The organism is Maribellus maritimus, from assembly GCF_022267315.1.
GTDB classification, from domain to species: Bacteria; Bacteroidota; Bacteroidia; order Bacteroidales; family Prolixibacteraceae; genus Draconibacterium; species Draconibacterium maritimum.
On sequence record NZ_JAIKLE010000003.1, the window covers coordinates 91,199 to 103,931 of the forward strand.

The window sequence follows — 12,733 nt, forward strand, 5'->3', positions numbered from 1 at the left end:
TTTATTACTCGTGACGAGAAGGATCGTCCTCTGTCAACTGTAACTTTTTCTGTAACTCTTTGAGTTTTTGTTCTTCCAAAACTTTTTTATACTCGAATGGAATCACTTTTACAAACTTGGGCAAATATTCTTCCCAGTGAGTAAGAATTTTAGAGGCCAAATCACTATGTGTGTAAAGTAAGTGATTACTTATTAATGTTTGAAGGTCACTAATATCTGACTTGTCTTCAACCGGAGTAAGATCTACCAGACCTCTGTTACAATAGTAGTCAAAATCACCTGCTTCATCCAGCACATATGCAATTCCGCCACTCATACCGGCAGCAAAGTTACGTCCGGTATTTCCGAGCACAACTACTCTTCCGCCGGTCATATATTCGCAACAATGATCGCCGGTACCTTCAATTACTGCTTGAACTCCTGAATTACGGACACAAAAACGTTCGCCTGCTACGCCCCGAATATAAGCTTCACCGGCAGTTGCGCCATAAAAAGATGTATTTCCTATGATGATATTTTCTTCCGGTTTAAACGTGGATCCATTTGGTGGCACAACAACTATTTTCCCGCCCGAAAGTCCTTTTCCAATATAGTCATTTGAATCTCCTTCCAAACGGAATGTGACCCCCTTTACAAGGAAGGCACCAAAACTCTGTCCGGCTGTGCCTTGGAAAGTACAGTTGATTGTATCATCGGGCAGACCTCCTTCTCCGTACATTTTTGAAATCTCCCCTGAAAGCATTGCACCAATGGTACGATCTACGTTTACAACATTTTTTGAAATCCATACTTTTTCTCCCCCACGAATCGCTTTTTTAGCTTCTTTGATTAAATCATAATCCATATGATTCCCGGGACGTCCATTAGGATGTGTATTATGAATAGGAGTTTCTTTTGCTTCTTTCGGTACATAAAGCAATTTAGAAAAATCAACGGTGTTCATTTTCCAGTTTGATACTTCCTTATTTAATTCAAGCAAATCGGTTCTTCCAACAATATCGTCGAATTTTGTGAATCCCATTTCAGCCAGATATTCCCGTATCTCTTCTGCAAGAAACCTAAAGAAATTAACCGTATATTCTGCTTTTCCAATAAATCTTTTTCTTAATGATTTATCTTGCGTTGCAATACCCGCAGGACAAGTATTCATGTGGCATTTGCGCATCATAATACATCCAAGCACAATTAACGCTGCAGTAGAAAATCCAAACTCTTCACCTCCTAAACAAGCAAGTACAATCACATCGCGACCGGTTTTTAACTGGCCATCCACCTGAAGTTTCACTCTGTCGCGTAATTTGTTAAGAACAAGTGTTTGTTGTGTTTCAGCAATTCCCAACTCAACCGGCAATCCTGCATGTTTTATCGAACTTGCCGGACTTGCACCGGTACCACCGTCAGCACCGGCAATAATAATTATGTCTGAAAAAGCTTTACTCACACCTGCAGCGATTGTTCCCACACCATCTTCTGAAACCAATTTAACTGAAACTTTTGCTCTCGGGTTGGTAACTTTCAGGTCATAAATCAACTGTGCCAAATCCTCGATTGAATAGATATCGTGATGCGGAGGAGGAGAAATCAATGTGATGCCAGGAGTTGAATTACGGGTTTTTGCAATAATCTTATTTACCTTATATCCCGGTAACTGACCTCCTTCTCCAGGTTTTGCCCCTTGTGCAATTTTAATCTGAAGTTCATCGGCATTGGTAAGGTAATTATTGGTAACTCCAAACCGACCGGAAGCTACCTGTTTAATTTTACTGTTTCTATTGGTACCAAAACGCTCAGGATCTTCACCTCCCTCGCCCGTATTACTCCGACCTCCAATGGTATTCATTGTAACAGCCAATGCTTCATGAGCTTCTTTACTAATTGAACCATAAGACATTGCACCGGTCACAAAACGTTTCATAATTTCCTCAGCCGGTTCAACCTGTTCTACCGGAATTGGATTCTTTTTGAAATTAAAACAACTGCGTATAAAAGCAGGCCGCCTATTTTCTTTGTCAACCAGAGCTGAATATTCTTTATATTTCGCGTAGTCGTTTGTACGTGTCGCCCATTGCAAAAGCCCGATGGTCTGCGGATTCCATGCATGATGTTCCCCATTTTTTCTCCATGCGTAATTTCCACTGTTTTCAAACCTGAATGGCTCCGGAGTATTGTCTACTTTGTATGCCTCTTCGTGGAACATAGTAGCTTCTTTGCAAATTTCTTCCAGGCCGACGCCTCCAATTTTAGAAACTGTTCCGGTGAAATATTTATCAATTACAGGCTGACTTACGCCGATCGCCTCAAAAATCTGTGCTCCGTGATAACTACGTAATGTTGAAATCCCCATCTTAGAGAAAACTTTTAGCAAACCTTTGTCAACTGCCTTTATGTAATTTTTCCGTGCTTCTTTGTAATCCATCTCAATTTTACCTTCTTTCACCATATGATCGATTGCAGCAAAAGCAACGTAAGGATTGATTACACTGGCACCATAACCCAAAAGCAATGCAAAGTGGTTTACTTCCCGTGCCTCACCGGTTTCAACGATAAGTCCTACCTGCATCCTTTTTTGAATTTTAATCAGGTGATGGTGAACTGCTGCTACGGCAAGTAAAGAAGGCATTGGCGCCTGCTCTTCAGAAATATTTCTATCAGTAAGAATAATGTAATTCTTTTGGTCGTCAACTGCTTTCTCTGCCTGAACCAAAATATTTTCCAGGGCTTTCTCAAATCCTGCAATACCTTCCTTCACCGGGAAAACCATTGGAATGGTCTGATGAGTAAACATTTCATCTTTCAAGTCTTTGATTTTACCCAAATCGGTATTTGTTACAATTGGCTCCTGAAACTTGATTAGTTTACAATGCTCCGGAGTTTCTGCCAGAATATTTGAATGCAGAGAACCGATATAGTTGGTCAAAGCCATAACCAATCCTTCACGAATTGGGTCGATAGGAGGATTGGTAACCTGAGCAAACATTTGTTTGAAGTAATCAAATAAACGTTTTGGTTTATCTGAAAATACTGCAGGAGGAGTATCATTTCCCATCGAGCTGGTTGGTTCAGCACCATTTTCGCTCATGGGCTTAATCAACTCATACATGTCTTCCTTCGAGTACCCAAATGTTTTTGAATAAGTATCAAAATTATCAATTGAAGAAGGAACACGTTGTTTCACCTTGATATCCTTCATCAGCATACGGTTCTCCTTTAACCACATCTGGTAAGGACTCCTTCTGCTTAATTGATCTTTTACTTCGTGGTCGGGAATAATAATTCCCAACTGGGTGTCAACAAGTAATATCTTTCCGGGACGTAAACGTCCTTTTTCTTTAATTTCTTCTGCTTTGAAAGTTTGAACACCTACTTCCGAGCCCATTACAATAAGATTGTTCTTTGTAATCACATAACGAGACGGGCGCAATCCGTTCCTGTCCAGTGTTCCTCCAATATATCTTCCATCAGAGAAAACCATTGATGCCGGCCCATCCCATGGTTCCATTATTGTAGAGTGGTATTCGTAAAATGCCTTCAAACTGTCCGGAATAGGATTCTTCTGATTAAAAGACTCAGGAATCATCATACACAACGAATGGGGCAATGACCTTCCGGTTAAATGCAAAAATTCCAAAACATTGTCGAATGATGCAGAATCTGATTTGCCCGGTTCAATTACGGGGAGCAATTTCTTCAGATCTTCGCCAAAAACCTCCGATTTCATTAAACCTTCACGCGCCTGCATCCACAAACGATTTCCACGAACTGTGTTGATTTCACCATTATGTGCAACAATACGGAAAGGTTGCGCCAAATCCCATGTGGGGAATGTATTGGTACTAAAACGTGAATGCACCAAAGCAATGGCACTGGTAAATCTTTCATCTCTGAAATCCAAATAATAATCGCGCAGTTGTTCCGGCGTGAGCATACCTTTGTATACTATTATTTTAGCTGACAAACTGGGCTGGTAAAAGTATTCTTTATTTTTAAGGTCCGATTCGCGAACTTCTCTTTCGGTAAGTTTTCTTACAATATAAAGTTTACGCTCGAGCGCATCCTTTTCCAGATTTGCTTTAATAAAAACCTGTTTCACAACCGGCTCGTTAGACTTTGCTATTTCACCGGGAACAGAGCTATCAACCGGAACATCACGATAGGCAACCAAATTAAGCCCCTCCGATTCGATATTTTTGGTCAATATGTCGATACAAACATCGGCTTCTTTTTCATCTTTGGGAAGAAAAATCAAACCTGTTCCGTATTTTCCCTGTTCTCCAACAGAAAGCTTCAAAACCTCAGTAATAAACTGGTGAGGAATTTGCATTAACATACCTGCGCCATCGCCTGTAGAATTATCTGCACTGGTAGCCCCCCGGTGATCCATATTACGAAGGACTTCCAAACCCCTTTTTATAATGTCGTGTGAAGGTTTACCTTTGATATGAGCAACAAATCCAATCCCACAATTATCATGTTCATTTTCAGGGCTATAAAGTCCCTGTGCATAAGGTAATCTCATTTGCATTAATTTTTTCCTATTAATAAACTCATTCGCACCAAAATTACAGACAACCTGCTACAACAGCTGCTGTAAAACTGAAAGCAAAAACAATATTTTTCTTACGAAGTGAAATCAAAAGTAATTAAACGAAGTAAAATTTACAACGAAAGTATTGAAAATATGTGCTTCATAACATACTCTTAACCTACGTTTTTGAGTGTAAAAAGTTGATTTTTTGCTTATCTGCTTAATTTAAAATATGACATTTGTCACATTTACAGGCTATTAATAAATTTTATTTAAGTAAGCGTTCCACCGCGTCATCTATTTTACCGAAATTAAATCTACTAATTACATCTTTCTTTTTATTTGAAATCTCTTCTAAACACAAATTCCCAATGCTCCCTTCGTGGGTATGATTCACACTTTTTTTCGGCACAAAATTACCCTCTTCAATTTTCTCTCCAACTATTTTGTAGGCCTCACGAAAAGGAACTCCTTTCAACACTAAATCATTCACCTCCTCCACACTAAATATATAATTATATTTTGAATCATCAAGAATCTCGTGGTTTACCTTAACATTTTTTAAGGCCAATGTTGCAATTTGCAGACAATCATTCATCTCCTTAAACAGAGGAACAAAAACTTCTTTAACCATTTGCAAATCACGAAAATAACCGCTGGGGAGATTATTTATAATCATTGAAATCTGGCTTGGAATACCCTGAATTTTGTTACACCTTGCCCTGACAAGTTCAAAAACATCGGGATTTTTTTTGTGTGGCATTATACTCGAACCGGTTGTAAATTCAGGAGGAAGACCTACAAAATTGAAATTCTGGCTCATAAAAAGACAAACATCAAAAGCCAGTTTTGAAAGGGTTCCCGCTAAATTTGCCACGGCAAAAGAAACAATTTTTTCCACCTTCCCACGTCCCATCTGGGCATAAACCACGTTGTAGTTCATATTATCAAAACCAAGCAAATCGGTTGTCATTTGTCGGTTTAAAGGAAATGAAGATCCATAACCTGCTGCCGATCCAAGCGGGTTCTGATTAGTAATCTTAAATGCCGAAAGCACCAATTCCAGATCATCAATTAAACTTTCGGCGTAAGCACCAAACCAAAGCCCAAAAGATGACGGCATTGCTACTTGTAAATGTGTGTAACCTGGCATCAGAACATTTTTGGTTTCTTCGCTTTTCTGAAGCAAAACATCAATCAAAATCTCCGAACTCTCTGTCACCTCGCGAATAGCATCGCGCGTGAAGAGCTTTAAATCCAACAACACCTGATCGTTACGCGAACGCCCACTGTGAATTTTCTTACCTACATCGCCCAGATAATTTGTCAACAAGAATTCAACTTGCGAGTGCACATCCTCAACACCTTCTTCAATAACAAAATCTCCCGAAATTGCTACTTCATATAATTGTTTAAGTTTATCGAGCAGCACCTGCAGTTCTTCACTTTTTATCAGGCCGATAGATTCAAGCATCGTAATATGCGCCATTGAACCTAAAATATCAAAGGGTGCCAAATAAATATCGAGTTCCCGGTCTCTGCCAACAGTGAATTCTTCGATGGACTTGTTTACCGGTATTCCTTTTTCCCAAAGTTTCATAATGAAATTGTTGTATTTCCCACAAAGATATTGATTTCAATTTGAATCGGTTTTTTAAAATTCAATCTGCAAACAATTTGCTTTAGCTTTTTAAATTATAGTTTTCTGATACAATGTTTTTAAATCGCCAGCAAAAGCGACTGTTTTTAAGGTTTTCATTTTAAAAATTCTGAAAAAATTACCACTTTTACCGCGCTTTTCCACAAGAAAAGAAATTCAAAAGTATGCCATGTTCGAAAACAAAACGCTCCGTCTCATTTTCTTTATAATTGCAGCAGCAGTTTTTGCAGCCTACGTTGCAGGGCTTAATATTGATGTTACACGCGATGCGGGAAAATACGCTACTGTTTCGAAAGAAATCTACCAAAATGGAAATTTTATTAACCTGACGATACATGGCGAGGCATACGACCAAAAGCCACCAATGCTATTTTGGCTGGGAGCCTTAGGGTTCACAATCGGGAAAATTTCCAACTTTTGGTTCAAACTCCCTGTTTTGCTGCTTGTTTTTGCGGGATTTTACTGGGCCTTTCGTCTTGGCGAAAGTTTGTACAACAAACGTGTTGGTTTTTTAACCGGAATCATGTCGGCCTTCTCCTTTATCTATTTAATGTACAGCATGGATATTCATACCGACACTCCTCTGCAGGCATTTGTAATACTGGCTTTCTGGCAATTGTTTGAGTTTATAAAAACAAAAAAGAACAAACACTGGATTTTGGGGTTTACCGCTATCGGATTAGCCATGCTAACAAAAGGCCCGATTGGGGCGGCAATTCCGGCATTTGCAGTACTCGGCCACCTTTTTTTAAAACGCGATTTTAAGTCGCTGCTTGACTACCGGTGGTATCTGGGAGTACTCCTCTCTTTTATTATTGTGAGCCCTGCATTAATTGGCCTTATGAACCAGTTTGGCTGGGAAGGTATCCGTTTTTTCTTTTGGGAAAACAACGTAGGACGAATAACCGGTTCTTACGTAAAAGCAACCAACGATCCCATTTTTTATGTACATAACATAGCCTATCTGTTTTTACCCTGGAGTTTGCTCTTTTTTATCGCTGTGTTTATGGAATTTAAAACCCTTATCAAAAACAAATTCCGCTCGATGGAATATTTTACATTAACCGGAATCTGGATTTATTTTATTATCCTGAATTCAGCCAGCAGCCAACTCCCCAACTATATTTTTTCGATTGTTCCATTAATTGCAGTTTTAACCGCAAAATGGCTCGACATAGCCATTACCAATAGAAAAACGCTGTACAAAGTTTTTTCAATTGTGCAACGCTATGTAGTACTGTTGCTTTGGGCAGGTATTTTTATTATTTCATTCTATTTGTTTCCAACCCCCGATTGGTATATGATGATTATGGTTTTTGCAGGAATAATTCTTACTTATTTTATTTCAACAAAAGTTTCAGACACACCTTTAAAAATAATCTTCCCTTCCTTAATCGTATTTGTCTGTTTGGCATTTATTATGAATGTACATGTATTTCCATACATGTTTAGTTTTCAGGCTCCTCCCAAAGCAGCCCGTTATTTTACTGAATATGCTGAAAAAGGAGATACTCTATTCAATTACCATTACGACGAATATGAATTGTTTTTTTATAGTGAACCGCAGGCAATCCAGTTATATTCTGCGGAGGAAATAAAAACTGTAGCAGGAAAAAGGGGAACCTGGATATTTACTGATGCAAAAGGATTCAAAGAAATTGATAGCCTCGACATATCTTCGGAAATTGTATTTGAATACAAACATTTATATTTAAACCGACCAGCCGGATTTATTAGTCCAAGGACAAGAAACAAGGTTTTACAGCCAATGTATCTTATTAAATATTGAACGGAATGAAAAAAAGCGGATTAAAAAAATACAGCTATCTTCTTGTTCCCGTTTTATTTCTCTTATTTTCGGCTCCCAGCGCGTTGGACTATGTCTTTCATTTTCCCGATGAGAAATATTACACTGACGCGGTACTGCAAATGATGGACAAAAATGACTGTTTTACTCCTTACCAGGCAAACGGGAGTCCGCGGTTCAAAAAACCAATTTTAACCTACTGGGTTTTAATGGGGAGCTACAAGATGTTTGGCGTCAGCAAGATTTCGTCGCGATTATTTTTCTGGCTCGCCGGTGCAATTCTCGTTCTTGTTATCTATTTGATGTCAAAATCAATCTCAGGTGACAAAAAAATAGCTTTCACTGCGGCATTTATTACTGCTGCAAACCCTCTCGTTCTAATGAGTGCAAGCCGCTCAATTCCTGACATACTACTTACTCTGTTTCTCACCATCAGCGCCTGGGGATTTATAAAAATCCTCAATACACTAAAACCTCGAAAAGAACATTTCTGGATGGCCTACATGGGAGCGGCCCTCGCATTTGAAACCAAAGGAATACCAGCAGCTGCATTTGCAGGAATCAGCATTTTGTTCCTTCTTTTTAACCCGTGGAAAAAGAAACGTTTAAATCAAATATTTGAACCTGTCTCGCTTATTGTTTCCATTTTAATTGCAGCAAGCTGGTTTATTATCATGTATATCGAACACGGTTCGGTTTATTTAAATTCCTTCTTTGCCGATCAGGTCGGGAACCGCGTATCCTCAAAATTCGCGCAGGTTTTTACCAATCTATTTCTGGGAATTGTTTTTTTGGCTGCCTACCTGGTTCCGTGGATTATAATCATTTTCTCAAATCCCAAAGCGTTAAAACAGTTTACAAAAAAATCTTCATTGCAAACCAAGGCCGTCTTTGGGTTTATTCTTTCATGGGTTGTTTTGGTTATCGTTATGTCGGGTGCAGTTTTTAAATTTTACGATCGATATCTGCTCCCCGTTATTCCATTGATTTCAATATTTTTTGCCTACGTGATATCATTTTCAACCACGCATCTAAAAAAACTGATTTTTAAAATCTTTCTGGTTATAAACCTGTTTGTCATTGGGATATCTGTTTTTTACACGTTTTTTATTTATTTCGACAAAGTTCTTTTTGCGGGAATTCTTGTAAATGCAGCATTGATTATTTACTGGATTATCGGTAGGCTCAAAAACATTAACTATGAAACAAAACTCGCAGGAACCATTCTACTCCTGTTTTTTAATGTGTTTTCATTTTTATATCCTTTACTAATGCCCAACCCGGGAGAACAACTTGTGGAAAATTTAATAAAACAGGGGCTTTCGAAAAATGAAAAAGTATATGTCTACGGGAATATACGCACCGCTTCAAACATTCGCATTCACAGCAAAAATGATTTTAACGTGGTTAGCATGGACACGATATACTCTTTGCCTGAAGAACCAAAACATTTCCTGGTGTTTTCAAAAAAAGAAGAATCGTTTTTAGATTTAAAAAACTACAATGTGATTATAGGGTCGGAAGAATGGAAAAATGTAGATAACGACAAATTTCCCGTTTTTTTACAGGAACCTGTTAATGATTTAAAAGAAAGCGGTACAAAATATTTTATCGCCAAACCCAAAAATAAAAATGAAAAATCTCGATAAAAGACATTATATAATTGTAGGTATCTGGTTTTTGGGAAACTTACTTCAGGCCCTGTTTACCGGACTTCATTCCGATGAATCGTATTACTGGATGTATTCGGAGAACCTTTCTTGGGGATTTTTTGACCACCCTCCAATGACAGCTTTACTCATCTACCTGGGACACGCTGTTCTCCCCGGAGAAATCGGTGTTCGGCTGATTTTTATCTTGATATCATCCATAACATTCGCGCTTATATTAAATGAATTAAATGAGAAAAAAGATCTGTTCTTTGTTTCATTATTTATTTTATCATTTCCACTGATTCATACCCACATTGCTGGTTTTATGGCAATACCCGATGTTCCCCTGCTCTTCTTTACCACACTTTTTATTATTTCTTACAGAAAATTCCTTAAGAATCCTGACTGGAAAATTTCGATTTCTCTTTCCTTGATCCTGGCTGCTATGATTTACAGTAAATACCACGCTTTTTTAATTATCGGTTTTACTGTTCTTTCGAATCTTAAACTTTTCAAAAACAAGTATTTCTATGGTATTATTTTGCTTACTGTAATATTGTTGCTTCCACACGTTTTTTGGCAGATCCATAATGAATTTCCTACCTTCAAATACCATCTGGTTGAACGCGCCAAACCTTTTACATTTAAATACATTCTACCCTATTTAGGCGCACAATTAGCCATTGCAGGACCAATTACAGGAATTCTGATATTTTGGAAACTTTTCAGATTTAAACCTGAAAATCAATTTCAAAAAACATTGTTATTTACTATTCTTGGATTTTATATCGCACTTTTTATTATCAGTTTCAAAAATCGTATAGAAGCACACTGGATTGCAGCAATTATCCCAATGCTGATAATTTTAACCTATCCTTTAATTGCAGGCGATCTGAAATTTAAACGCTGGTTTAAACGCATTGCGCTACCGGTTTTGGTTGTAATGGTTTTATACCGTATATATATAGCTCTGGATGTTATTCCCAACACTGGCCATCTGAAAATTACTTTTTACAACCGCGAAGCCAGTGCACTGGAGATCAAAAAACTTTCCGAAGGCAAAAAAGTAGGCTTTTTTAATAATTATGCGGCCGCCAGTAATTACATTTTTTACACCGGCGATTCTGCCGTCCACCTCTCAACGCCAACATATCGTTTTTGCCAATTCGATTTGTGGGATGAAGAAAAGTATGCAGAAGGAGAACCGCTTTTTACTGTACAATCAAAAAATCTGAATCCACCAAACCAATTAAAAACTGCAACCGGTCAAACGAAGGGGTTTCTTACCATAGAAAAATACCAGTCATTAAATGGTCTCACAATAAAACTGGAAAAAACAGCGGAAACAGAAAACAAAATTGAATTCTTCTTTTTATTAAACAATAACAGTGGAAAAACAATTTACACCCAACATGTTTCTAATCCGGTACTGGCAATTATGCAGAATAAAACAGAATTAACAGCTGTCCCTCTAACTGCATCAGGTAAAGAAATGATTGTAAATAACAATTCAGCACTTATTTCATTATCCCTTTCCAAAAAGGAAATTTTTCAAAGAAACGAACCGATTATTGTCTATACGCGATCAAAAGAAAACTACAGGGGAGAGATAATTTCATTAACTTTGAGATAGGCTAATTTACAAACACTTTATTTTTCAGAAAGAATTTTCATTTTTCACTCCAGCCGAACACAACACCTCACACTGGAAATTTGGACCACAAATCAAATTTTATATAATATTTTGTCACCAAAAAGCTTTTTTTTTGCCTTTTTGAGAAAAAAACATAGCTTATATTAATAATTTGTTAAGAGAAACTACCCATTTTATCAAAACCATACCCTCAACTAAAAAACATACATATTTTTGAATCGACATACAAAAAACATAGGAGCTACAGATAAAAATTCTATTTTTTGTATAAATCAAGTTCATTTTATAGGGGGTCTATGAAAAAAATATTTTTTTTCTAAAAAACATTAACGATTTTTTTAAACGAAGTGAAAAGATTTTTTAGAACAAAAAAACACAGTTTAACTTTTAAAATTTACGATTATGAAAAAGACATTACTGATTGCAGCGAGCTTGTTTTTGTTGATGGCAATTACTCCGGTGGTAAAAGCACAGGAAGTAAGTACGGGCCTCGACATATACAGCAGCTATGTATGGCGTGGAACAAAGTTTGGTACTGGTCCGGCATTTCAGCCTTACATGGAATTCAGCGCTGGTGGTTTTGCGATTGGAGCTTGGGGATCATTTAGTGCAGGCGATGTTGAAGACGCCGAAGCTGACCTTTACGCAAGCTATGGATTTGATTTGAGTGAAAATTCTTCTTTGAGTTTTACTCTTACTGATTACTATTTCCCTGGTGACTTGTGGTTCGAAGGAACTTCGCACTACATTGAACCAATGGTTAGCCTCGGACTAGGATCATTCTCTTTAACCGGTGCATATATGATGAATGACGGTGAAGGCGACATTTATCTTGAAGCTGGGTTAACAGCTGGTCCGGTTGATCTTACACTTGGTGGTGGCGACGGTGCTTATACAGTGGATGGTGAATTTAATATTTGCAACATTGGAATCAGCACTTCCAAAGAAGTAAAAATTACAGACAGTTTCTCGTTACCTGTATCAGGTGCAGCCATTTTAAACCCTTCATCAGAACAGTTTTATATTGTTGTAGGAATTTCTCTTTAATCATTTCTAAAGCTGAAGAATATGAAAAAAATTGAAACCATAATAAGAAAATCAAAATTCGAAGAGGTAAAAGACGCCTTGCAGGAAGCAGGTATTGAATTCTTTTCCTTCTGGGATGTAAGGGGCGTTGGGCAGGCCCGCGAAGGCCGCGTTTACCGTGGAATTGTATATGACACAAGTACTATAGAACGCACCAAACTGGAAATCATTGTTCGTGATAAAAATGTACAAAAAACTGTGAATGCTATTCTTAATTCAGCAAGGACAGGCCAGATTGGTGACGGTAAAATATTTATTGTTCCGATTGAAGAATCGTACCGAATTAGGACCGGGGAGCAAGGAGATGAGTCGCTTTACATTAAAGGAAAAGAAGAATAATAACTACAAA

General features: G+C 37.8%; 7 protein-coding genes. 5 read left to right on the forward strand and 2 right to left on the reverse strand.

What is annotated here, in order from left to right; genetic code table 11:
* Positions 1–4 precede the first annotated feature (4 nt).
* Both gltB and argH read right to left on the reverse strand, forming a co-directional pair.
* Positions 5–4,516, reverse strand: a complete 4,512-nt coding sequence (gene gltB, locus K5G00_RS03735; protein WP_238764390.1) for a glutamate synthase large subunit — start codon at positions 4,514–4,516, stop codon at positions 5–7.
* Between the two features lie 277 nt (positions 4,517–4,793).
* A complete protein-coding gene (gene argH, locus K5G00_RS03740; RefSeq protein ID WP_238764391.1) occupies positions 4,794–6,125 on the reverse strand; it encodes an argininosuccinate lyase in 1,332 nt (443 codons plus the stop codon).
* A gap of 229 nt (positions 6,126–6,354) precedes the next feature.
* Between argH and K5G00_RS03745 the strand changes: the two genes are divergently transcribed.
* From K5G00_RS03745 to K5G00_RS03765, 5 genes are all read left to right on the forward strand, one after another.
* Positions 6,355–7,974, forward strand: a complete 1,620-nt coding sequence (locus K5G00_RS03745; RefSeq protein ID WP_238764392.1) for an ArnT family glycosyltransferase — start codon at positions 6,355–6,357, stop codon at positions 7,972–7,974.
* 5 nt (positions 7,975–7,979) lie between these two features.
* The gene (locus K5G00_RS03750) at positions 7,980–9,641 is read left to right on the forward strand and encodes an ArnT family glycosyltransferase (protein ID WP_238764393.1); all 1,662 of its coding nucleotides are present in this window, start codon (positions 7,980–7,982) and stop codon (positions 9,639–9,641) included.
* Entirely contained in the window at positions 9,625–11,277 is a 1,653-nt protein-coding gene (locus tag K5G00_RS03755) for an ArnT family glycosyltransferase (RefSeq protein WP_238764394.1), read from the forward strand. The genes K5G00_RS03750 and K5G00_RS03755 overlap by 17 nt, the downstream gene beginning before the upstream one ends.
* A gap of 423 nt (positions 11,278–11,700) precedes the next feature.
* Positions 11,701–12,345 carry a TorF family putative porin gene (locus K5G00_RS03760; RefSeq protein WP_238764395.1) on the forward strand — a complete coding sequence of 215 codons (645 nt, stop codon included), beginning with the start codon at positions 11,701–11,703 and terminating at the stop codon, positions 12,343–12,345.
* Between the two features lie 21 nt (positions 12,346–12,366).
* Positions 12,367–12,723, forward strand: a complete 357-nt coding sequence (locus K5G00_RS03765) for a P-II family nitrogen regulator (protein ID WP_158868510.1) — start codon at positions 12,367–12,369, stop codon at positions 12,721–12,723.
* The last annotated feature ends 10 nt before the right edge of the window (positions 12,724–12,733 follow it).